The 21,708-nt window shown below is 73.3% G+C and carries 19 protein-coding genes and 1 riboswitch; of the genes, 13 read left to right on the top strand and 6 right to left on the bottom strand.

The genetic code is table 11. The annotated features are described in order from the left end of the window. The first annotated feature begins 146 nt into the window (after nt 1-146). The 8 genes from ACWD4U_RS15465 to ACWD4U_RS15430 all read left to right on the top strand — a co-directional run bounded on the left by ACWD4U_RS15465 (nt 147) and on the right by ACWD4U_RS15430 (nt 9,594). Nucleotides 147-1,055: a TetR family transcriptional regulator gene (locus ACWD4U_RS15465; protein WP_363456054.1), complete on the top strand. Its 909-nt coding sequence runs from the start codon at nt 147-149 to the stop codon at nt 1,053-1,055. Nucleotides 1,056-1,428: 373 nt separating this feature from the next. After that, a complete protein-coding gene (ccrA, locus tag ACWD4U_RS15460) occupies nt 1,429-2,766 on the top strand; it encodes a crotonyl-CoA carboxylase/reductase (protein ID WP_363456057.1) in 1,338 nt (445 codons plus the stop codon). Beyond that, complete coding sequence (locus tag ACWD4U_RS15455; protein ID WP_363456060.1) at nt 2,766-4,790, top strand: protein meaA; 2,025 nt, start codon at nt 2,766-2,768, stop codon at nt 4,788-4,790. Before ccrA ends, ACWD4U_RS15455 begins: the two co-directional genes overlap by 1 nt. Before the next feature lie 21 nt (nt 4,791-4,811). After that, on the top strand, nt 4,812-5,774 hold the full coding sequence (locus ACWD4U_RS15450; RefSeq protein WP_363456062.1) for an HpcH/HpaI aldolase/citrate lyase family protein: 963 nt from the start codon (nt 4,812-4,814) through the stop codon (nt 5,772-5,774). 3 nt (nt 5,775-5,777) lie between these two features. Then, a complete protein-coding gene (locus ACWD4U_RS15445; RefSeq protein ID WP_363456065.1) occupies nt 5,778-6,275 on the top strand; it encodes a MaoC family dehydratase in 498 nt (165 codons plus the stop codon). A gap of 137 nt (nt 6,276-6,412) precedes the next feature. Continuing rightward, complete coding sequence (locus ACWD4U_RS15440; RefSeq protein WP_363456068.1) at nt 6,413-7,615, top strand: acyl-CoA dehydrogenase family protein; 1,203 nt, start codon at nt 6,413-6,415, stop codon at nt 7,613-7,615. Nucleotides 7,616-8,048: 433 nt separating this feature from the next. After that, on the top strand, nt 8,049-8,726 hold the full coding sequence (locus tag ACWD4U_RS15435; RefSeq protein WP_363456071.1) for a phosphatidylserine decarboxylase: 678 nt from the start codon (nt 8,049-8,051) through the stop codon (nt 8,724-8,726). Beyond that, nucleotides 8,713-9,594 carry a CDP-alcohol phosphatidyltransferase family protein gene (locus ACWD4U_RS15430; RefSeq protein WP_363456074.1) on the top strand — a complete coding sequence of 294 codons (882 nt, stop codon included), beginning with the start codon at nt 8,713-8,715 and terminating at the stop codon, nt 9,592-9,594. Before ACWD4U_RS15435 ends, ACWD4U_RS15430 begins: the two co-directional genes overlap by 14 nt. 137 nt (nt 9,595-9,731) lie before the next feature. On the opposite strand, the gene ACWD4U_RS15425 is transcribed toward ACWD4U_RS15430, so the two are convergent. The 4 genes from ACWD4U_RS15425 to ACWD4U_RS15410 form a co-directional block, all read right to left on the bottom strand. Beyond that, complete coding sequence (locus ACWD4U_RS15425; protein ID WP_363456076.1) at nt 9,732-11,219, bottom strand: hypothetical protein; 1,488 nt, start codon at nt 11,217-11,219, stop codon at nt 9,732-9,734. Nucleotides 11,220-11,451: 232 nt separating this feature from the next. Beyond that, the gene (locus tag ACWD4U_RS15420) at nt 11,452-12,567 is read right to left on the bottom strand and encodes an alpha/beta hydrolase (protein WP_363456079.1); all 1,116 of its coding nucleotides are present in this window, start codon (nt 12,565-12,567) and stop codon (nt 11,452-11,454) included. A gap of 155 nt (nt 12,568-12,722) precedes the next feature. Further along, complete coding sequence (locus ACWD4U_RS15415; protein WP_363456082.1) at nt 12,723-13,418, bottom strand: hypothetical protein; 696 nt, start codon at nt 13,416-13,418, stop codon at nt 12,723-12,725. Between the two features lie 123 nt (nt 13,419-13,541). Continuing rightward, on the bottom strand, nt 13,542-14,210 hold the full coding sequence (locus tag ACWD4U_RS15410) for a helix-turn-helix domain-containing protein (RefSeq protein WP_363456085.1): 669 nt from the start codon (nt 14,208-14,210) through the stop codon (nt 13,542-13,544). A 217-nt stretch (nt 14,211-14,427) separates the two neighbouring features. Further along, nucleotides 14,428-14,573, top strand: a riboswitch (cobalamin riboswitch). Between the two features lie 33 nt (nt 14,574-14,606). On the opposite strand from ACWD4U_RS15410, the gene ACWD4U_RS15405 reads away from it, so the two are divergent. The 5 genes from ACWD4U_RS15405 to ACWD4U_RS15385 are packed head-to-tail and all read left to right on the top strand — an operon-like array spanning nt 14,607 to nt 21,164. Continuing rightward, nucleotides 14,607-15,590, top strand: a complete 984-nt coding sequence (locus tag ACWD4U_RS15405) for a cobalamin biosynthesis protein (RefSeq protein ID WP_363456088.1) — start codon at nt 14,607-14,609, stop codon at nt 15,588-15,590. Beyond that, nucleotides 15,587-17,134: a cobyric acid synthase gene (locus ACWD4U_RS15400; protein ID WP_363456091.1), complete on the top strand. Its 1,548-nt coding sequence runs from the start codon at nt 15,587-15,589 to the stop codon at nt 17,132-17,134. Before ACWD4U_RS15405 ends, ACWD4U_RS15400 begins: the two co-directional genes overlap by 4 nt. 44 nt (nt 17,135-17,178) lie before the next feature. Further along, nucleotides 17,179-19,179, top strand: coding sequence for a putative cobaltochelatase (locus tag ACWD4U_RS15395; protein ID WP_363456110.1), 2,001 nt, complete (start codon nt 17,179-17,181; stop codon nt 19,177-19,179). A gap of 4 nt (nt 19,180-19,183) precedes the next feature. Next, complete coding sequence (gene cobO / locus ACWD4U_RS15390; protein WP_363456094.1) at nt 19,184-19,780, top strand: cob(I)yrinic acid a,c-diamide adenosyltransferase; 597 nt, start codon at nt 19,184-19,186, stop codon at nt 19,778-19,780. Between the two features lie 4 nt (nt 19,781-19,784). Then, the gene (locus ACWD4U_RS15385; RefSeq protein ID WP_363456097.1) at nt 19,785-21,164 is read left to right on the top strand and encodes a cobyrinate a,c-diamide synthase; all 1,380 of its coding nucleotides are present in this window, start codon (nt 19,785-19,787) and stop codon (nt 21,162-21,164) included. Between the two features lie 52 nt (nt 21,165-21,216). Here ACWD4U_RS15385 and ACWD4U_RS15380 read toward each other — a convergent pair whose 3' ends face one another. Continuing rightward, a complete protein-coding gene (locus ACWD4U_RS15380) occupies nt 21,217-21,396 on the bottom strand; it encodes a hypothetical protein (RefSeq protein WP_449787201.1) in 180 nt (59 codons plus the stop codon). A 94-nt stretch (nt 21,397-21,490) separates the two neighbouring features. Next, on the bottom strand, nt 21,491-21,679 hold the full coding sequence (locus tag ACWD4U_RS15375) for a hypothetical protein (RefSeq protein ID WP_363456102.1): 189 nt from the start codon (nt 21,677-21,679) through the stop codon (nt 21,491-21,493). Nucleotides 21,680-21,708: the final 29 nt, after the last annotated feature.

The following is a 21,708-nucleotide window of genomic DNA, read 5'->3' as shown; positions in this document are numbered from 1 at the left end:
TGGTCAACCCGCTTGCCCCGCGGCCTCCTTGGGGGTCGGGGGCGGTCTCCGCGCGGTGGCCGCGGCCGGCCGTGCTGCCGCCCGCGGCGCCGGTACGCCGGGCCAGGCCCGCAGCCGCGGTGCCGGGTGCGTGTAGCGTTCCGAACATGGATCGCCAGACCTCGCCCTCCCAGCAGCAGCCGGCCGCCGGGCCGGACCCGTCGCGGTCGGGGGTGGAGTCCGGGCCGGGCAGCCGCCGGGCCGCCGCCCAGCGACTGCAGATGCGCCAGGACCTGACGGCGGCGGCGATGGAGCTGTTCGCCACGCAGGGCTACGAGGAGACGACGGTCGATCAGATCGCGGCCGCCGCCGGGGTGGCCCGGCGCACCTTCTTCCGGTACTTCCGGTCGAAGGAGGAGGCGATCTTCCCCGACCACGACGACACCCTGGTGCAGGTGGCCGACCTGCTGGCCAGCGCCGAGCCGGAGGAGCACCCGCTGGACGTGGTGTGCCGCGGCATCAAGGAGGTGCTGCGGATGTACGCCTCCACGCCCGAGATGTCGGTGGCCCGCTACCAGCTGATCCGGCAGGTCCCGGCGCTGCGCGAGCGGGAGATCGCGGTGGTCTCCCGGTACGAGCGGCTGTTCACCCGGTACCTGCTGGGCCGGTTCGACGCGGCCGAGCAGACCCCGCCGAGCTGGCAGCGCGGCGGCGACGACGACTCGATGCTGGCGGAGGTGTCGGCGGCTGCGGTGGTCGCGGCCCACAACCACGTGCTGCGGCGCTGGCTGCGGGCGGGCGGCCACGGCGACGTGGAGGCGCAGCTGGACCACTCCTTCGAGGTGATCCGGGGCACCTTCTGGCCGACCCCGCCGAGCGGCGCCCGCCGGCGCGGAACCTCGCTGGCACCCGGTGCCATCGGTGACGGAGGGTCACCAGAGGAGCTGGGAGCAGTGAGCGCACTGAGTGCCAGCCCGGGCGGTGAGGTACTGATCACAGTCGCCCGGACGGACGCACCGCTGGAGCTGGTGGTGGATTCGATCCGAGCCGCCCTGGCGGAGCGGAATCCCGTGTAATCCAGGCGGTTTACGCAGGTCACAGCAGAATCGAAGGCCCGTTCCCGGTTTCGGGAACGGGCCTTCGGTCGTCTCCGGCACACCACCGGAACGCGTGTCGTGGCTCACGCACTCTGGTGGCACCGCGTGTCTTTACGAGTGGCACAGGGTGCCATTACCTTGTTCCCACCGGTCGCGGCGCCGCGGCTCCCCACCTCGGCGCGCCGTCGTCCGGCGTCCCCTACCGAGGGGGCGTAACAGCAGCACCCACGCGACCCACCCAACTCGTCGCACCCGCACCACCCACCCAGACCCTCAAGCCGAAGCCGGTGTCCGCTCCCGGCTCCCCCAGACGCCCTGTGTCCCTCGCACAGGTACGCCTTCGGAGGCAGCCATGCAGGAAATTCTCGCCGCGATCCTCAGCGGCAACGCCACGTCCGCGGACTACGCCGCGCTCGAGCTGCCCGAGTCCTACCGGGCCGTGACGCTCCACAAGGACGAGGAGCAGATGTTCGCCGGCCTCGCCAGCCGCGACAAGGACCCGCGCAAGTCGCTCCACCTGGACGACGTGCCGCTGCCCGAGCTCGGCCCGGGCGAGGCCCTGGTCGCCGTGATGGCCAGCTCCGTCAACTACAACACCGTGTGGAGCTCGATCTTCGAGCCGGTCTCCACCTTCGGGTTCCTGGAGCGCTACGGCCGCCTCTCGCCGCTGACGAACCGTCACGACCTGCCGTACCACGTGCTCGGCTCCGACCTGGCGGGCGTGGTGCTGCGCACCGGCGCCGGGGTCAACGCCTGGAAGCCGGGCGACGAGGTCGTCGCGCACTGCCTCTCGGTCGAGCTGGAGTCCCCGGACGGCCACAACGACACGATGATGGACCCGGAGCAGCGCATCTGGGGCTTCGAGACCAACTTCGGCGGCCTGGCCCAGATCGCCCTGGTGAAGACCAACCAGCTCCTCCCCAAGCCCAAGCACCTGACCTGGGAGGAGGCCGCCTCCCCGGGCCTGGTCAACTCCACCGCCTACCGCCAGCTGGTCTCCCGCAACGGCGCCGGCATGAAGCAGGGCGACAACGTGCTGATCTGGGGCGCCAGCGGCGGCCTCGGCTCGTACGCCACCCAGTACGCGCTGGCCGGCGGCGCCACCCCGATCTGCGTGGTCTCCAGCCCGCAGAAGGCGGACATCTGCCGGGCCATGGGCGCCGAGGCGATCATCGACCGCTCGGCCGAGGGCTACAAGTTCTGGAAGGACGAGAACAACCAGGACCCGCGCGAGTGGAAGCGCCTGGGATCGAAGATCCGCGAGTTCACCGGCGGCGAGGACGTGGACATCGTCTTCGAGCACCCGGGCCGCGAGACCTTCGGCGCCTCGGTGTACGTCACCCGCAAGGGCGGCACCATCGTCACCTGCGCCTCCACCTCCGGGTACATGCACCAGTACGACAACCGCTACCTGTGGATGTCGCTGAAGCGGATCGTCGGCTCGCACTTCGCCAACTACCGCGAGGCCTTCGAGGCCAACCGTCTGGTCGCCAAGGGCAAGATCCACCCGACCCTGTCGAAGGTCTACTCCCTGGAGGAGACCGGCCAGGCCGCCCTCGACGTGCACCACAACAAGCACCAGGGCAAGGTCGGCGTGCTCTGCCTGGCCCCGCAGGAGGGCCTGGGCGTGCGCGACACCGAGCTGCGCGAGCAGCACCTGACCAAGATCAACGCCTTCCGGGACATCTGATGGCCGCTCAGGAACGCGACCGCCCCTGGCTGATGCGCACCTACGCCGGGCACTCCACCGCGAGCGACTCCAACGCGCTCTACCGGCGGAACCTGGCGAAGGGTCAGACCGGCCTGTCGGTCGCGTTCGACCTGCCGACCCAGACCGGCTACGACTCCGACCACGTCCTCGCCCGCGGCGAGGTCGGCCGGGTCGGCGTGCCGGTCGGGCACCTCGGCGACATGCGCACCCTGTTCGACGGCATCCCGCTCGAGCAGACCAACACCTCGATGACCATCAACGCCACCGCCATGTGGCTGCTGGCGCTGTACCAGGTGGTCGCCGAGGAGCAGGGCGCGGACATCGCCAAGCTCACCGGCACCACCCAGAACGACATCGTCAAGGAGTACCTGTCGCGCGGGACGCACGTCTTCCCGCCCGGCCCCTCGGTGCGGCTGATCACCGACATGATCGCCTACACCGTGGCGCACATCCCGAAGTGGAACCCGATCAACATCTGCAGCTACCACCTGCAGGAGGCCGGGGCCACCCCGGTCCAGGAGATCGCCTACTCGATGTGCACCGCGATCGCCGTGCTCGACGCGGTCCGCGACTCCGGGCAGGTCCCGGCCGAGCGGATGGGCGAGGTGGTCGCCCGGATCTCCTTCTTCGTCAACGCGGGCGTCCGCTTCGTCGAGGAGATGTGCAAGATGCGGGCCTTCACCCGGCTGTGGGAGAAGGTCACCCGCGAGCGCTACGGCATCGAGGACGCCAAGCAGCGCCGGTTCCGCTACGGCGTGCAGGTCAACTCGCTCGGCCTGACCGAGGCCCAGCCGGAGAACAACGTCCAGCGCATCGTGCTGGAGATGCTGGCCGTCACGCTGTCCAAGGACGCCCGCGCGCGGGCCGTCCAACTCCCGGCCTGGAACGAGGCGTTGGGCCTGCCGCGGCCGTGGGACCAGCAGTGGTCGCTGCGCATCCAGCAGGTGCTGGCCTACGAGTCGGACCTGCTGGAGTACGGCGACCTGTTCAACGGCTCGCACGTCATCGAGGCGAAGACCGAGGAACTGCTGGCCGGCGCCGAGGCGGAGATCGCCAAGGTGCTGGGGATGGGCGGCGTGATCCCGGCCGTCGAGTCCGGCTACCTGAAGTCCAACCTGGTCGCCTCGCACGCCGAGCGCCGGGCCCGGATCGAGGCCGGCCAGGACAAGATCGTCGGCGTCAACTGCTTCGACACCACCGAGGACAGCCCGCTCACCGCGGACCTGGACACCGCCATCATGGTGGTCGACCCGGCCTCCGAGCGCTCCGTGCTGGAGAACCTGGAGCGCTGGCGCCAGGGGCGCGACGAGGCCGCCGTGCAGACGGCCCTGGCCCGCCTGAAGGAGGTGGCCGTCACCGAGCAGAACCTGATGGACGCCACCCTGGCCTGCGCCCGGGCCGGCGCCACCACCGGCGAGTGGTCCTTCGCACTGCGCGAGGTGTTCGGCGAGTACCGCGCCCCCACCGGGGTCGGCGGCGCGCCGGTCGCGGTCGCCGCCGAGCCGGGCGGCGAACTCGCCGCCGTGCGCGAGGCCGTGGCCGCCACCGCCGCCGAACTCGGCGCCGGGAAGCTGCGCCTGCTGGTCGGCAAGCCCGGCCTGGACGGGCACTCCAACGGCGCCGAGCAGATCGCCGTCCGGGCCCGCGACGCCGGCTTCGAGGTGGTCTACCAGGGCATCCGCCTGACGCCCGAACAGATCGTCTCCGCCGCCGTCGCCGAGGACGTGCACTGCGTCGGACTGTCGATCCTCTCCGGCGCGCACCCCGAGCTTGTGCCCGACGTCATACAGCGGTTGCGCCGGGCCGGGGTGGAGGATGTGCCAGTGATCGTCGGAGGCATCATCCCCAACGCGGACGCCGAGGCCCTCAAGGCCGGCGGAGTCGCCGCCGTGTTCACCCCCAAGGACTTCGGCATCACGACCATCATCGGCCGGATCGTGGACGAGATCCGGCTCGCCAACAGGCTTCAGCCGTGGGCGGCGACCACCGCCGCGACCAGCTGACCGGAAGGAACGACCTCCCTCATGACGACTGTGAACCGACTCCGTCCGCGCCGTTCCTGCCTGGCCGTGCCGGGCAGCAACCCGCGCTTCCTGGAGAAGGCCCAGGGCCTGCCCGCCGACCAGGTCTTCCTCGACCTGGAGGACGCCTGCGCCCCGCTGGTCAAGGAGAGCGCCCGCCACCACATCGTGGACGCCCTGAACAACGGCGACTGGGGCGGCAAGACCAGGGTCGTCCGGGTCAACGACTGGACCACGCACTGGACCTACCGCGACGTCATCACCGTCGTCGAGGGCGCCGGCCAGAACCTCGACTGCATCATGCTGCCGAAGGTCCAGACCGCCGAGCAGGTCAAGGCGCTGGACCTGCTGCTCACCCAGATCGAGAAGACCATGGGCTTCGAGGTCGGCAAGATCGGCATCGAGGCGCAGATCGAGAACGCCAAGGGCCTGATCAACGTCGACGCCATCGCCGAGGCCTCGCCCCGGCTGGAGACCATCATCTTCGGCCCCGCCGACTTCATGGCCTCCATCAACATGAAGTCCCTGGTGGTCGGCGAGCAGCCGCCCGGCTACGGCGCCGACGCCTACCACTACATCCTGATGCGCATCCTGATGGCCGCCCGCGCCAACGACCTGCAGGCCATCGACGGCCCCTACCTGCAGATCCGCAACCAGGAGGGCTACCGCGAGGTCGCCCGCCGCTCCGCCGCCCTCGGCTTCGACGGCAAGTGGGTGCTGCACCCGGACCAGGTCGCCGCCGCGAACGAGATCTACTCGCCCTCGCAGGAGGACTACGACCACGCCGAGCTGATCCTCGACGCCTACGACTGGTGCACCTCCGAGGCCGGCGGCGCCAAGGGCTCCGCGATGCTCGGTGACGAGATGATCGACGAGGCCAGCCGCAAGATGGCCCTGGTCATCGCCGGCAAGGGCCGCGCCGCGGGCATGGAGCGCACCACCAAGTTCGAGATCCCGGGAGCCTGAGCCATGCAGTTCGGACGCACCTACGAGGAGTTCGAGGTCGGCGCGGTCTACAAGCACTGGCCCGGGAAGACCGTCACCGAGTACGACGACCACCTGTTCTGCCTGCTCACCATGAACCACCACCCGCTGCACATGGACGCCAACTACGCGACCACCACCGTGCAGGGCAGGAACGTCGTGGTCGGCAACTACATCTACTCGCTGCTGCTCGGCATGTCCGTCCCGGACGTCTCCGGCAAGGCGATCGCCAACCTGGAGATCGAGTCGCTGCGCCACATCGCGCCGACCTTCCACGGCGACACCATCTACGGCGAGACCGTGGTCCTCGACAAGAACCTCACCTCGAAGCCGGACCGCGGCATCGTCTACGTCGAGACCAAGGGCTACAAGCAGGACGGCACGGTCGTCTGCATCTTCCGCCGCAAGGTGATGGTGCCGACCGAGACGTACAACAAGGAGCGCGGCGGCGAGCAGCCCGGCCGCCCCGAACCGCTCGCCTGAGCCCACCCAGACCCCGGACGGGTAGGCCGCCGTCATCGGCCGTACCCCACCCCGGTCCCGGGGGCTCCGCGGCAGCCACGCGCCGCGGAGCCCCCTCCCCCACCCTCATCCCTCTTGAGCAGTCACGGAGCCGCACGATGGGACGCCTCGCACAGACCGACGGCCTCACCGAGATCCAGCGGGACATCCTCGCCACCGTGCGGGAGTTCGTCGACAAGGAGATCATCCCGGTCGCGACCGAGCTGGAGCACAAGGACGAGTACCCCACCGCCATCGTCGAGGGCATGAAGCAGCTCGGCCTGTTCGGTCTGACCATCCCCGAGGAGTTCGGCGGCCTCGGCGAGTCGCTGCTGACCTACGCCCTGGTGGTCGAGGAGATCGCCCGCGGCTGGATGTCGGTCTCCGGCATCGTCAACACCCACTTCATCGTGGCGCACATGATCAACGCCCACGGCACCCAGGAGCAGAAGGACTACTTCCTCCCGAAGATGGCCGCCGGCGAGCTGCGCGGCGCCTTCTCGATGTCCGAGCCGGGCCTGGGCTCCGACGTCTCCGCGATCTCCACCAAGGGAGTCAAGGACGGGGAGTTCTACGTCCTGAACGGCCAGAAGATGTGGCTGACCAACGGCGGCACCTCGTCCGTGGTCGCGGTGCTGTGCAAGACCGACGAGGGCGGCAACACCCCGTACAAGAACATGACCACCTTCCTGATCGAGAAGACCCCGGGCTTCGGGCCGAACGAGACCGTTCCCGGCCTGACCGTGCCCGGCAAGATCGAGAAGATGGGCTACAAGGGCGTCGACACCACCGAGCTGGTGTTGCAGGACGTCCGCATCCCGGCGGACCGCATCCTCGGCGGGGTCCCCGGCAAGGGCTTCTACCAGATGATGGACGGCGTCGAGGTCGGCCGCGTCAACGTCGCCGCCCGCGGCTGCGGGGTCGCCCGCCGCGCCTTCGAGCTGGGCATCGCCTACGCGCAGCAGCGCACCACCTTCGGCAAGAAGATCGCCGAGCACCAGGCGATCCAGTTCAAGCTCGCCGAGATGGCCACCAAGGTCGAGGCCGCCCACCAGATGATGGTGATGGCCGCCCGCAAGAAGGACAGCGGCCAGCGCAACGACCTGGAAGCCGGCATGGCCAAGTACCTGGCCTCCGAGTACTGCAAGGAGGTCGTCGAGGACACCTTCCGGATCCACGGCGGCTACGGCTTCTCCAAGGAGTACGAGATCGAGCGGCTGTACCGGGAGGCCCCGATGCTGCTGATCGGTGAAGGTACGGCGGAGATCCAGAAGATGATCGTGGGCCGCCGGCTCCTGGAGGAGTACCGGCTCGCGGACTGAGAACGTCCCTCTCCGGTCGGAACGCGGGCGTGCGGGCCCGCCTCCGACACCCCGCCGCGCCGACCGAGGCCTGGTCAGCCGTTCCACGGCCGGCGTGGCGACGGAAGCGGTCGCGGGGCGCGTTTCCCCAGGTACGCGCCCCGCGGCCGCTTCCGCACACCCCGGAATCACCCCCGACACGCTGAGACGTGGGTCACCACGTCCTTGCGAGTCCTTGGGGATCCGCACCCACCCCGGTTACGGTCGTACACATAGCAGGAGCACGACTCATCAGGCAGGCGTAGTTCGACTAGCAGGCGGCTTGCCCAGATACCGGCAGGTCCCGATAGCATCCACCGGGACAGCAGCCGTCCCGACAACTCGATCCCCGCGGTGGCCCCCGTCCAGGGGCCATTCAGTGTCCCCGCGCGGGGCCCGCGACTAAAGGTCCTCGATGCCCATCAGCCCGTCCCCTCACACCTCCGCCCAGGGTCCCGGACCCGAGGGTCGCCGACCCCGCGTGACCATCGCCCGCGGAGCCACCCCTTGGTTCGTTCCCACGCTGGCCACCGCCGCCGTGACGACCGCCCTCACCCGGCGTTCCGGCAAGTGGGCCCTGGCGGCCGTGCCGGCCTGCGCGCTCAGCGCGGGCATGCTGTGGTTCTTCCGCGACCCCGAGCGTGAGATCGGCGCCGGCAGAGTGATCTCCCCCGCCGACGGCGTGGTCCAGTCCATCGACGAGTGGCCGGACGGTCGCACCCGCGTCGCCATCTTCATGAGCCCGCTCAACGTCCACGTCAACCGCGCGCCGCTGGCCGGTGCCGTGACGTCCGTGGAGCACATCGCCGGCGGCTACGTCCCGGCGTTCAACAAGGACAGCGACCGCAACGAGCGCGTCGTGTGGCACTTCGACACCGAGCTCGGCGACATCGAGATGGTGCAGATCGCGGGCGCCGTGGCCCGCCGCATCGTCCCCTACATGGACGCCGGCACCAAGGTCGAGCAGGGCGAACGGGTCGGTCTGATCCGTTTCGGCTCGCGCGTCGACACCTACCTGCCGGCCGGCGTCGAGGTCGGCGTCGAGGTCGGCCAGAAGACCACAGCCGGGGTGACTCGCCTTGACCGTGACTGATCCGGAGACTCTGGTCGGCCTTGCCGACGAAGAGGAGACCGAACTCCGCCGCCGACGCTGGGCCCGGGACCGCGAGCTGCGCGCGCCCCGCTCCCCCCAGCACCTGTCCACCGCCGACTTCCTCACCCTGGGCAACGCCGTCTGCGGCTTCCTGGCGATCTACTCGATCACCACCGGGATCCTCATGCCGCACCTCACCGGCGAGTCCAACACGCCCGTCAAGCACAGCGCCGCCACCGCGGTCACCCTGCTGCTGATCGGTGCGATGTGCGACCTGTTCGACGGCCTGGTGGCGCGCAAGCTGCGCTCCTCCGCGCTGGGCGCGGAGCTCGACAACCTGGCCGACCTGATCAGCTTCGGCATCGCGCCGGCCTACTTCGTCGCGGTCTGGGGCCTGGTCTCGCCCGGCTCCAACCAGCAGCTCTCGGCGTTCATCGCGCTGACCGTGCTGCTCGCCGTGGTGCTGCGGCTGGCCCGCTTCTCGGCCGTCAAGATGCGGCCGGGGATCTTCCAGGGCATGCCCTGCCCGATGGGCGCGATGACGGTCATCGCGATCGTGCTGCTCGACCCGCCGTTCATCCCCGGCCTGCTGATGATCCTCGGCGTGGCCTACCTGATGGTCAGCCGGATCGAGTACCCCAAGCCGCAGGGCCTGCTGGCCACCGCCACGCTGGCCTGGATCGTGGTCTCCATCGGCTGCCTCGCCTCCTGGGCCGCGGGCCTGCCCGGCGGCGACACCCTGATGCACATCGGCGCGGTCGCCCAGATCGCCCTCGCGGCGATGGCTCCGCTGCTGGTCATCCGCCGGAAGGTCGGCCAGAAGGTCGGCGACGTGCGGGCCCGGCGTGCCGAGCGGAACTGCGCGTAGCTGCGGTAGCTGCGGTAGCTGCTCTCACGAAAGCCGCCCACTCCGAGAATTCTCCGGGTGGGCGGCTTTCTGCTGTGCGGTCTTCCGCTTCGCGCAGTTCCCCGCGCCCCTGACGGGGCGCGAACCGAGGCGGGAGCTCAGGCGCCGCCGTTGTGCACGGAGAAGGCGCTGCGGCGGGCGGCGCGGGCGACGGCGGGGTCCGGGTGGACGGAGGCGACGGCGGTCAGGACGCTGGCGGCTCGCGGGTGGCCGGACTGGCGGGCGCGGTGGAACAGGCGGACGGGTTCACCGGCCGAGGCGCCCTCGACGTGGCCGACCAGCAGGTCGGTCTCGCCGTGGTCGAGGACGGCGGCGGCGGTGTCGACCCACAGCCAGGCGGCGTCCTCCGCGCCCAGCACGTCGGCCGGGGACACCCCGCCCTCGTCGAGCTGTTCGGCGAGCCAGAGCAGCGCGTAGGGCCGCAGGACGGCCTCCTCGACGGCGGCGCGGACGCCCTGCTCGGCGGTGGAGCCGGCCACCACCCGGAGGGCCTCGAAGGCGAGGCCGCGCACCAGGGCGTCCTCGCCGCGGGCGGCCTCGAGGAGTTCGGCGACGGCGCGGTCGGCGGGGCGGGCGGCGACCCAGGCGCGGAACTCGGCGCGGGCCGGTCCGGGGGTGTAGTCGGCGCAGGCGCTGAGCAGCTCCACGGCGCTCTGCTCGATGTGCCCGGCGGCGGTCTGCGCGACGGTGCAGATCTCCTCGAGCTTGGCGCGCACCGCCCAGTGGCCGAGCGGGGAGAGTTCGGCGGCCTCGTCCCCGCGGGTGAGCGCGCCGACGGCGGCCAGGCCGTCGAGCATCCAGTCGAGCACGGCGGCGACGTCGGCGGGCGCGTGCGGGGTGTCGATCTGCGGCTCGCGGCAGGTGCCGCGGACCGCGGAGACCGCGGAGGCGGCGTGCGGGACCGGCGAGAGCGGGAAGGTGCCGGGGCCGAGGCGGCGCTCGTCCAGGCCGCGGCGGAGCAGTTCGAGCAGCTCGCTGTCGGCGACCGGCCCGTCCACCAGGTGCAGGAAGGAGAGCAGCTGCGGGGCCTGGTCGACGGCCTGGCCGGCCAGCTGCGCGAAGACGCCGCGCAGCGCCACCGGCGGGACCGGGGCGAGCAGCGTCCAGGCGTCGAACAGCGCGGACCAGCCGCGGACCACCGCCTCGTCGTCGCGCTCCCACGCGTGCAGCCGCCAGCCGGGTCCGGCGCCGCCGTCGCGGAGTTCCACCAGGCCGACCAGCAGGGCCTGGCCCCAGGCGTTGGCGGCGGCGCCGACGGTCATCGCGAGGGCGCGGCCGGCGGCGCGGGCGTCCTCGGGGAGGAGCTCGCCGCGCTTGTCGACCTCGGCGAGCTCGCCGGCCCAGCGCGCGACGCGGACGGCGTCGGCGAGCATCCGGCGGGCCAGCGGGGCGAGTTCGGCGGGCGCGGGGAAGCCGTCCGGGACGGGCACGCGGCCGCGTCCGGGCTTGGCGGGGACCCGGCGTCGGTTGGTGCCGGGTACAGTGCCGTCCGCCCGCCCGGCCGTGCCGGGCAGACGGGTCACCGTCGCACCGGTGCGGATCGGCTGGTGCGGGGCATCACGGTCGCGCGGGTTCCGAGACGTCACGCCGTGCAGTCTTCCCCTTGCACGGGCCTTCTGTCACATCGACTGCCGGGCTGTCTCGGCGCGCTGTCCCAACCGTTCGAACGAAGGGTGGACAAGCCACCGCAAAGCGGGACGGATCGCTCCGTTTTCTGGCATGCACATGAACAATACCGCGCAGCCTGCGAGAACAGGACGCGGTGGCCGGCGTTCCGGTTCCGCCTGGTGATCGCCGTCACGGCGCCGGCCGCCGCCGTCACAGCAGCGGCGTGAGGAAGCGGCGCAGCGCCTCGGTGTAGGCCGCCGGGTCGGCGTTCCACAGGGCGGCGTGTGCGGCGTCCGGGACGGGCTGGAGGCTCACCAGGTCGTCCCGGCTGGTGGCGAGGCGCTGGGCGGCCGCCCAGGGGGCGATCCGGTCAGCGGGGCTGTGCAGCACCAGCGCGGGGGCGGGCAGGTCGGTGCCGGCCGCGATCCGGGCGAAGCCGGCCAGGTCGACGCCGGTGCGGCCCTGCGCGGCGAGCGAGCCGAGTTCGGCGAGAGCCGGGGACGCGCCGCCGCGGGCGCTCTCCCGGCGCATCGTCTCGGTCAGGTCCAGCACCGCCGAGTCCAGCACCAGGCCGGCGATCCGCTCCCGCCAGGTCGAGCGGGCCGCGGTCTGCAGCGCGATGCTCGCCCCGACCGACCAGCCGTACAGCACCACCCGGCCCGCGCCGTGGTCCAGGGCGTGGACGATCGCCGCCTCGACGTCTCGCCACTCGGTCTCGCCGAAGTGCCCCAGGCCGTCCGGGGAGGCGGGCGCGCCCTCGTCGCCGCGGTAGGTGACGGTCAGGGTGGGCAGGCGCAGCGCGTGCAGCAGCGGCAGCACCGGCAGCGCCTGGGTGCGGTCGGCGCCGGGGCCGTGGATCAGCACCACCCAGGTGCCGCGGATCCCGGTGGTGTGCCAGGCCGGGAGCGGGCCGAGCTCGCCGTCGACCGCGGTGTCGGTGAAGTCCAGGCCGGCGGCGGTGCGCGGGTCCCCGATCAGCACCCGCGGGGTGACCCGGACCTCGGTGCCGACGGCCAGGGTGCCGCCGTCGGCCCGCTCCAGCCGCCGCAGGACCCGCTGCTCGCCGCGGTCCAGGACACCGCCGACCACCGCGTGCCCGCCGTCCGGCCACTCCAGCGCGTAGTGCCCGGTCAGCAGGGTCTCCTCGGTCCGGGTCAGCCCGACCCGGCCGGGACCCAGGTCCTGCACCACCACCCGCGTCGCGGCGAACGGCTCCACCTCCCCGGGCCGCACCACCCGGTTCGACACCTTCCTCCCGAGCAGCAGGAACGCCGCCCCGGTCCCTGCTGCGGCGGCTGCGACAACGGCGGCGGTTCCCCAACGCATCGACGGCACTCCCCGGCTGACGGTCCATGGCTACGAGCACCAGTCCACCCGCAGACGCCGCCCCCGGCGACCCGGGACGCGCGAGCGGGTGGTCGGCCGGGGAGCCGACCGCCGGTGACAGCGGGACGGTGCACCGGGAGCGGCCGCGCTCCGGGTCATGCGCGCCGACGAGCCCTCGGCATCGGTTGGCGGGGACCGCCCTCGACGAGGTGGCCGTAGCCGCCGGCCTCCCAGACCAGCGCCCGGAATTCCTGCAGGGTCAGCGCTGTGGCCTCTTCGCCCGACTCGGTGCGGAAGTGGACGGTGCCGCAGCGGGCGCAGTACCAGCCTCGGGACCAGAGCCGCTCGGCAGCCGCCCGACCCGCCAGGAGCCGTTTTCGGGCCGACCGATGCTTGGCCGCGCGGACGAACAGCGCGATCGCCGCCACCAGCGCCAGTGCGGAGATCCAGCCCAGGAAGGCGAAGTCGGGCCGTGGCGAGTCCGCGACCGGAGTGCGGTCGAACGGGTAGTTCTGCGGGTGCGTCGCCGTGGTGCGGTCACTGAACCAGTGGCCGGCGGCGGCGCCTGCGATGAAGGTCCCGATGGACACCAGTCCCAACATCCCCGCGAGACAACCGAGCGGTGACGGCATGGACAAGAGCCCCGGTGCCGGTTCCAGAGCACCCGACAGGGACGTGGTGACACTGCGGGTGACGGTCTCCTCGGGATCGTCGAAACGAGCCGGAGTCGTGATCCTGACGCTGTCCCGCCCGGCGTGGTAGACGGCCGGAACGCCGGCCACCTCGTCGGTGAGTCCGCAGCTCGGGCACGGTTGCAGCAGCGGTGGCCCGGTGTCTTCGATCCTTGCCATGGAACCCCCTGGGTGCGTTCTGCCGGTCGGGCGCGGCCATGCTGACAGACGACGGGGCGAGACGGTGATGATCTGAGCGAAGACTGAGGATCGGCCGTTCGACCGACCCTTGGCACCCGTCCGCTAGGCCGCCAGTTCCTCGGCCAGGAGTTGCCAGAAGCGCGGGGTGACCGGGGGGCGGGGCGGGGGCGGGGTGGCGCCCCAGTGGGTGGGGGTGTGGTGTTCGGACTGGAGGGTGGCGAGGGTGTGTTCGAGGGCTTCGGGGGCGACCGGGACGATGCGGGCGATGGGGCGGAGTTGGGCCTGCCAGCGGCCCTGGACGACCTGGCGGAGGCGGGAGTCGAGTTCGGCGTCGCGGCCGGTGAGGTGGACCAGGGTGCGGAGGTCGACGCCGAGGACGACGGCGAGGGTGTGGGTCTGTTCCTCGTCGCCGGTCCACTTCCCGGTGGCTTCGGCCTTCTGGTAGGTGGCGGGCGCGAGGCCGAGGCGGCGGGCGGCCTGTTCCTGGCTGAGCTCGCGGGCCAGCCGGAAGTCGCGCAGGGTGCGCGGGGCTCCGCCCATGAGCTGGACGGGCGGGCACCAGAGGGTGCGGGCGAGGGCGATGAGCTCCTCTTCGGTGGGGACGATGTGGCCGCTCTCCCAGCCGAGGACGTGGGCGGGCAGCAGGCGGATGCCGTGGGCGGCGAGGCCTTCGGCGACCTGATCGGGTGTCAGGCCGAGGCCGGTCCGGTGGGCCCGGGCCGCGGCGGGGGAGAACGGCACGGGCGGGGCCGGCAGCTGTCTGCGTCGCATGCCCCCTGAACGTACGGGCGGACGGCGGCGGGCCCCACCCGCCGAAGACACGAAGCGGGGCGGGCGGTCCCGGCCGACGACTGGTCGATCGAACGAGAGGGGGGTGGACGAACCGGACGCCGGATCGGACGTAGTGACGGAGCGACAGCCGCTCGGCCGGGAGCGCTCGGACGGCGACCGTGTGTGACCAAACCCTCCGTCACCTCGGTTGACTGGCGGGAAGCGGGCGTGGTGGGATCTTCGGGCCAAACGGAGGTAAGCAGAGGAAGCCGGTGCGAGTCCGGCGCGGTCCCGCCACTGTGACCGGGGAGCCCGATGGGGCGTCCGGGAGTCAGGAGACTCTGGCCTTTCGTTCCGTCGATCCAGGGCGCGGACCCTGAGTGAGGACACGACGCCATGCGGGCTGCCCCGTACCTGGTGGGCGCGGTCGCGGGGTACCTCGCGGACGCCCGGCTGGGCGACCCTCGGCGCGGGCATCCGGTCGCCCTGTTCGGCAGCGCCGCCGCCCGGTTGGAGAAGCGCCTGTGGCGTGACCACCGCGGGGCCGGGGCGGTGCACACCGCGCTCGCCGTGGGCGCGGTCGCCGCGGGCACGGTGCTCGCCGAGCGCGCGGTGCGGCGTTCGCGGCCGGCCGCGGCCGCGCTGACGGCCGCCGCCACCTTCACCGTGCTGGGCGGGACGTCGCTGACCCGGGAGGCGCGGACCGTCGGACGGTCGTTGGCGGCCGGGGATCTGACGGCGGCTCGGGAGCGTCTCCCCCACCTGTGCGGACGCGACCCCTCCGGCCTGGACGAGCAGCAGGTGGCCCGGGCGGTGGTGGAGTCGGTCGCCGAGAACACCGCGGACGCCGTGGTGAACGCCCTGGTGTGGGGCGGACTGGCGGGCGCCCCGGGGTTGTTGGCGTTCCGTGCGGTCAACACGCTGGACGCGATGGTGGGCCACAGGTCCGCGCGGTACCGCCGTTTCGGCTGGGCCGCGGCGCGGCTGGACGACGTCGCGGGCTGGCCGGGTGCCCGGCTCACCGCGCTGCTGACGGTCGCCGCCTCGGGCGCCCCGGGCCGGACCTGGCGGGTCTGGCGGCGGGACGGCTCCGCCCACCCGAGCCCGAACGCCGGGCAGGCCGAGTCGGCGTTCGCGGGCGCGCTCGGCGTCCGCCTCGGCGGGACGCTGCAGTACGGCGAGCGGGTCGAGCACCGGCCGGTCCTGGGCGCGGAGCTCCCCCCGGTCGGCGTCGCGGACATCGAACGGGCCTGCCGGCTGTCGCGGCGGGTGGGGGCCCTGGCGCTGGGGGTCACCGTCGCCGCGCGGGCCGTGGCGCTGTCGCGCCCCCGGGGTGCGTTCTCCTCTTCCTCTCTCCCCTCCGAAGGAGCCCGCCCGTGAACGGCGCGTTGCTGGTCGCCGGTACGACGTCCGATGCCGGGAAGAGCGTGGTCACCGCGGGGATCTGCCGGTGGCTGTCCCGGCAGGGGGTGCGGGTGGCGCCGTTCAAGGCGCAGAACATGTCGTTGAACTCGTTCGTGACGGCCGACGGGGCGGAGATCGGCCGGGCGCAGGCGATGCAGGCGCAGGCGGCGGGGGTGGAGCCGGAGGCGGCGATGAACCCGGTGCTGCTGAAGCCGGGGGCGGACGGGCGCAGCCAGGTGGTGCTGCTCGGGCGGGCCGTCGCGGAGGTCGGGGCGCTGGACTACCGGGAGCGCAAACCGGTGCTGCTGGAGCGGTCGTTGGAGTGCCTGGCGGACCTGCGGTCGCGGTTCGACGTGGTGGTCTGCGAGGGCGCGGGCTCCCCGGCGGAGATCAACCTGCGGGACCGGGACATCGCCAACATGGGCCTGGCGTCGGCGGCGCGGCTGCCGGTCGTGGTGGTCGGCGACATCGACCGCGGCGGGGTGTTCGCGTCGATGTTCGGCACCCTGGCGCTGCTGTCCGCGGAGGACCAGGCGCTGATCTCGGGCTGGATCGTCAACAAGTTCCGCGGCGACGCCCGGCTGCTCGCGCCGGGGCTGGAGATGCTGCGGCAGTTGACGGGCCGTCCGGTGCTGGGGACGTTCCCGATGCTGTCGGGGCTGTGGCTGGACGCCGAGGACTCGCTGGACCTGGCGTCGGTGGCGCAGCGCCCGCCGGTGGCCGGGCCGGCCGGGGCGGAGGTGCTGCGGGTCGCGGTGGTGCGGCTGCCCCGGCTGTCGAACTTCACGGACGTGGACGCGCTGGCCCAGGAGCCGGGGGTGCTGGTCCGCTGGGCGACCCGGCCGGAGGAGCTGGCGGACGCCGACCTGGTGGTGCTGCCGGGGACCCGAGCGACCGTGGCGGACCTGGCGTGGCTGCGCGCGCAGGGGCTGGCCGAGCCGCTGGCGGCGCGCGCCGCGGAGGGCCGGCCGGTGCTCGGGGTGTGCGGCGGCTACCAGATGCTGGGCCGTCGGATCGTGGACACCGTCGAGTCGGGCGCGGGCGCGGTGGACGGGCTGGGGCTGCTGCCGACCCGGGTGGTGTTCGGGCGGGAGAAGGTGTTGGCCCGTCCGGTCGGGGTGGCGTTGGGCGAACGCGTGGAGGGGTACGAGATCCACCACGGGGTGGTGGCGGTGGAGGGCGGCGAGGTGTTCGTCGCGGGGCCGGACGGATCGGCCCTGGACGGCTGCCGGGTGGGCTCGGTGTGGGGGACGACCTGGCACGGGGTGTTGGAGAACGACGCGTTCCGGCGGGTGTTCCTGCGCGAGGTGGCGCGGGCGGCCGGGCGGGCGTTCACGCCGTCGCCGGACACCTCGTTCGCCGCGGCGCGCGAGCGCCGGTTGGACGCGCTGGGTGATCTGGTGGCGGAGCACGCCGACACCGACGCGCTGTGGAAGCTGATCGAGAACGGGGCGCCGGCGGGTCTGCCGTTCGTGCCGCCCGGGGCTCCGGCCCCGGTGGAGATGGAGGGTGCCAAGTGAGCGAACTGACCGATGCCCGTTACCCGTTCACCGCGATCGTGGGGATGGACGACCTGCGGCTGGGGCTGCTGCTGAACGCGGTGTCACCGGCCGTGGGCGGGGTGCTGGTGCGGGGTGAGAAGGGCACCGCGAAGTCCACCATGGTGCGCGCGCTGGCGGGGCTGCTGCCGTCGATCGCCACCGTGCCGGGGTGCCGCTTCGCCTGCGACCCGGCGTCGCCGGACCCGCAGTGCCCGGACGGGCCGCACGACGGCGCGGCGGTGAGCGACCGCCCGGCGTACCTGGTGGAGCTGCCGGTTGGCGTCTCCGAGGACCGGGTGGTCGGCTCGCTGGACCTGGAGCGGGCGCTCGCGGAGGGCGTGAAGGCGTACGAGCCGGGCCTGTTGGCGAAGGCGCACCGGGGTGTGCTGTACATCGACGAGGTGAACCTGCTGCAGGACCACCTGGTGGACCTGCTGCTGGACGCGGCGGCGATGGGCCGGTCCTACGTGGAGCGCGAGGGCGTGTCGGTGCGGCACGCCGCGCGGTTCCTGCTGGTCGGGACGATGAACCCGGAGGAGGGCGAGCTGCGGCCGCAGCTGCTGGACCGGTTCGGCCTGACCGTGGAGATCGCGGCGACCCGGGACGCGGACCAGCGGGCCGAGGTGGTGCGCCGCCGGCTGGCGTACGACGCCGACCCGGCGGGCTTCGCGGCGCGGTACGCCGAGCCGGAGCGGGAGCTCGCGCTGCGGATCACCACCGCCCGGGAGCTGCTGCCGAGCGTCGAGCTGTCGGACCTGGCGCTGCGTCAGATCACCGCGGTCTGCGCGGCGTTCGAGGTGGACGGGCTGCGGGCGGACATCGTGATGGCGCGCGCCGCGGTGGCGCTGGCCGCCTGGGCGGGGCGTACCGAGGTGCTGGAGGAGGACGTCCGCAAGGCCGCGCAGCTGGCGCTGCCGCACCGGCGGCGGCGCAACCCGTTCGACGCGCCGGGGCTGGACGAGGAGCAGCTGGACCGGACGCTGGCCGAGCACGCGCCGGAGGAGGGCCCGGAGGACGACGGCCCGGAGCCGGACGGCGGACCGGACGGGGGTGACGGCGGCGGTCCGGGCGGCGGTGCGCCGGAGCCGAACGAGCCCGCCGCGCCCGAGGGTTCGGCCGATCCGTCGGAGCCGTCCGAGCAGCAGCCCGCCGCGCCGCCGAAGCAACGGCCGGGCGGGGCACGGGAGTCGGCGCCGGTGGCGGCCGACCAGCCGTACCGGACGCAGCTGTTCAAGGTGGAGGGGACCGGGCGAGGCGCGCAGGGGCGCCGCTCCCCCGCGGAGACCGACGGCGGGCACACCATCCGGGCGCGCCGCCCGCAGGGGCGGCTGGCGCGGCTGCACCTGAGCGCGACGCTGCGGGCCGCGGCGCCGCACCAGGTGGCGCGCGGGCGGGACGGGCGGGCGCTGCTGGTGCGCCGCGACGACCTGCGCGAACAGGTGCGCCGGGGGCGGGAGTCGAACCTGGTGCTGTTCGTGGTGGACGCCTCCGGGTCGATGGCGGCGCGGCAGCGGATGACGGCGGTGAAGGGCGCGGTGCTCTCGCTGCTGATGGACGCCTACCAGCGGCGCGACAAGATCGGCATGGTGACCTTCCGCGGCGCCGGCGCGGAGCTGGCGCTGCCGCCGACCTCCTCGGTGGAGGTCGGCGCGGCCCGGCTGGAGCAACTGCCCACCGGCGGGCGGACCCCGCTGGCGGCCGGCCTGCTGCGGGCGCAGGAGGTGCTGCGGGTGGAGCGGCTGCGCGACCCGGACCGCCGTCCGCTGCTGGTGGTGGTGACCGATGGCCGGGCCACCGGGGCGAAGGACGCGCTGGACCAGGCGCGCCGCGCGGCGGGCCTGCTGGCGGCGCAGGGCGTGGCCGCGGTGGTGCTGGACTGCGAGTCGGGTCCGGTCCGCCTGGGCCTGGCCCGGGAGTTGGCGGGCCGGCTGCGCGCGGACGCCGTGACCCTGGACGAACTGCGGGCCGAGGGCGTGGCCTCGCTGGTCCGCGACACCCGTACGACGATGCGAAAGGCGGCCTGAGCCGATGCCCAAGGGAGTTGCCGAGAACGTCCCCGACGACGGTCTGACGACGCGTCAGCGGCGGACCCAGCCGATCACCGCGGTGCACACCGGGCCGGGGAAGGGGAAGTCCACCGCGGCGTTCGGGATGGCGCTGCGGGCCTGGAACCAGGGCTGGCCGATCGGGGTGTTCCAGTTCGTCAAGTCGGCTAAGTGGAAGGTCGGCGAGGAGAACGCGCTGCGGGTGCTCGGCGAGTCCGGGCAGGGCGGCACGGTGGCCTGGCACAAGATGGGCTCGGGCTGGTCGTGGGTGCAGCGCGACATCGAGTCCTCGGAGGAGGCGGCGAAGGAGGGCTGGGAGCAGGTCAAGCGCGACCTCGCCGCCGAGACCTACCGCTTCTACGTGCTGGACGAGTTCACCTACCCGCTGCACTGGGGCTGGATCGACGTGGACGAGGTGGTGGCGGTGCTGCGCGACCGCCCGGGCAGCCAGCACGTGGTGGTGACCGGCCGCAACGCGCCCGCGCAGCTCGTCGAACTCGCGGACCTGGTCACCGAGATGACCAAGGAGAAGCACCCCATGGACGCCGGCCGCAAGGGCCAGCGCGGTATCGAGTGGTAGAGCGTTGAACAGCACCCCCCGGATCGTCGTCGCCGCCCCGTCCTCCGGGGCGGGCAAGACCACCGTCGCCACCGGCCTGATCGCCGCGCTCACCGCGCGGGGCCTGCGGGTCTCCCCGCACAAGGTCGGCCCGGACTACATCGACCCCGGCTACCACGCGCTGGCCTCCGGCCGGCCGGGCCGCAACCTGGACGCCTGGATGAGCGGCCCGGAGCGGATCGCCCCGCTGTTCGCGCACGGCGCGGCCGGCGCGGACGTGGCGGTGGTCGAGGGCGTGATGGGCCTGTACGACGGGGCGGCCGGGCGGGGCGAGTTGGCGTCCACCGCGCAGGTCGCCAAGCTGCTGCGGGCGCCCGTGGTGCTGGTGGTGGACGCCTCCTCGCAGTCCCGGTCGGTGGCGGCGCTGGTGCACGGCTTCGCCTCCTGGGACCCCGAGGTGCGGCTGGCCGGGGTGATCCTCAACAAGGTGGCCTCGGACCGGCACGAGACGCTGCTGCGCGAGGCGTTGGAGGAGGGCTCCGGGGTGCCGGTGCTCGGTGCGGTGCGGCGGGCGCAGGCGGTGGACACGCCGTCCCGGCACCTGGGCCTGGTGCCGGCGGTGGAGCGCTCCGCGGAGGCGCTGCGCGCGGTCCGCGAGATGGGCGAACTGGTCGCCGCCTCGGTGGACCTGGACGCCGTGCTGGCACTGGCTCGGTCCGCACCGCCGCTGGCCGCCGAGGCCTGGGAGGCGGCCGCCGAGGTCGCCGGGCTCGACGGCCCGCGCCCGCGGATCGCGCTGGCGGGCGGCGCGGCGTTCTCCTTCTCGTACGCGGAGAACGCCGAACTGCTGGCCGCCGCCGGAGCGGAGGTGGTCGCCTTCGACCCGCTGCACGACGAGGCGCTGCCGGAGCGGACCGCGGCGCTGGTGATCGGCGGCGGCTTCCCGGAGGTGTACGTCTCCGAGCTGAGCGCCAACGCGGCGCTGCGGGCCTCGATCGCGGAGCTGGCCGCGAGCGGCGCCCCGGTGGTCGGCGAGTGCGCCGGACTGCTGTACCTGGGGCGGGAGTTGGACGGCCTGCCGATGTGCGGGGTGCTGGACGCCACCGCCCGGATGACGCCCCGGCTGACCCTCGGCTACCGGGAGGCGGTGGCGCTGGCCGACTCGCCGCTGGCCGTCGCGGGCACCCGGGTGCGCGGCCACGAGTTCCACCGCACCGCCACCGACCCGGCCGCGGGCCCCTCCCCCGCCTGGGCCTGGCGCACCCCCGCCGGCCCGCACACCGAGGGCCACCTGCAGGGCTCGGTCCACGCCTCGTACCTGCACCTGCACTGGACCGGCGCCCCCGAGCTCCCCGCCCGGCTGGTCCGGCACGCCGCCGCGTACGCCGCGCGGTCCATCGACTGACGGGCCAGGGTGCGCCCGCCGGCGGTGAACTCCACCCCGCCCTGACCGCCCGTCAGTTCGGGCCGGGCAGGGCGGTGGCACGGCGCCTCGGCGGGCTCGACGGGCTGCCCTCGAGCCCGAACCACACCACGGCCTCCTGCAGTTCGCCGCCGTACGAGATCCACTCCAGTTCGTCGGCCCCGTCGAACAGCTCGGGCCGCAAACCACCACCGCCGGGGGCAGCCGGATCCACCCGTAGCCGGTCTCCCGCACCAGCGCGAGCGCCCAGGAGAGCTTCGGGGACCAGGACTCCGGGTCGAACCGCCCGTCCGGGCCGGGGCGGCGCATCAGGTCGACGAAGACCGCCTCGCCCGCCCGGCGACGTCCTCGGGGATGCCGGCCTCCGGGTAGAGCATCGGGCTCCACCACACGTTCCGGTTCTCCAGCGCGAGCGCGACCGCCAACGGGTCCTCGTCGTACGCCTCGGTGTAGTGCGATCCGGCCAGCACCTGCCATTCAAACAGCGCGACGATCACGCGGCTCCGGCCGGTGCCCGGGAACGTCG

This window comes from Kitasatospora sp. NPDC002522 (genome assembly GCF_053595195.1).
Note: the sequence above shows the minus strand (reverse complement) of the source record. Positions and strands in the feature narration are given on the sequence as shown.

What these genes read in the sequence shown, in the direction of transcription:
- ACWD4U_RS15465 (WP_363456054.1), top strand. Translation starts at nt 147, where the DNA reads ATGGATCGCCAGACCTCGCCCTCCCAGCAGCAGCCGGCCGCCGGGCCG.
- ccrA (WP_363456057.1), top strand. Translation starts at nt 1,429, where the DNA reads ATGCAGGAAATTCTCGCCGCGATCCTCAGCGGCAACGCCACGTCCGCG.
- ACWD4U_RS15455 (WP_363456060.1), top strand. Translation starts at nt 2,766, where the DNA reads ATGGCCGCTCAGGAACGCGACCGCCCCTGGCTGATGCGCACCTACGCC.
- ACWD4U_RS15450 (WP_363456062.1), top strand. Translation starts at nt 4,812, where the DNA reads ATGACGACTGTGAACCGACTCCGTCCGCGCCGTTCCTGCCTGGCCGTG.
- ACWD4U_RS15445 (WP_363456065.1), top strand. Translation starts at nt 5,778, where the DNA reads ATGCAGTTCGGACGCACCTACGAGGAGTTCGAGGTCGGCGCGGTCTAC.
- ACWD4U_RS15440 (WP_363456068.1), top strand. Translation starts at nt 6,413, where the DNA reads ATGGGACGCCTCGCACAGACCGACGGCCTCACCGAGATCCAGCGGGAC.
- ACWD4U_RS15435 (WP_363456071.1), top strand. Translation starts at nt 8,049, where the DNA reads ATGCCCATCAGCCCGTCCCCTCACACCTCCGCCCAGGGTCCCGGACCC.
- ACWD4U_RS15420 (WP_363456079.1), bottom strand. Translation starts at nt 12,567, where the DNA reads ATGCGTTGGGGAACCGCCGCCGTTGTCGCAGCCGCCGCAGCAGGGACC.
- ACWD4U_RS15415 (WP_363456082.1), bottom strand. Translation starts at nt 13,418, where the DNA reads ATGGCAAGGATCGAAGACACCGGGCCACCGCTGCTGCAACCGTGCCCG.
- ACWD4U_RS15410 (WP_363456085.1), bottom strand. Translation starts at nt 14,210, where the DNA reads ATGCGACGCAGACAGCTGCCGGCCCCGCCCGTGCCGTTCTCCCCCGCC.
- ACWD4U_RS15405 (WP_363456088.1), top strand. Translation starts at nt 14,607, where the DNA reads ATGCGGGCTGCCCCGTACCTGGTGGGCGCGGTCGCGGGGTACCTCGCG.
- ACWD4U_RS15395 (WP_363456110.1), top strand. Translation starts at nt 17,179, where the DNA reads ATGGACGACCTGCGGCTGGGGCTGCTGCTGAACGCGGTGTCACCGGCC.
- cobO (WP_363456094.1), top strand. Translation starts at nt 19,184, where the DNA reads ATGCCCAAGGGAGTTGCCGAGAACGTCCCCGACGACGGTCTGACGACG.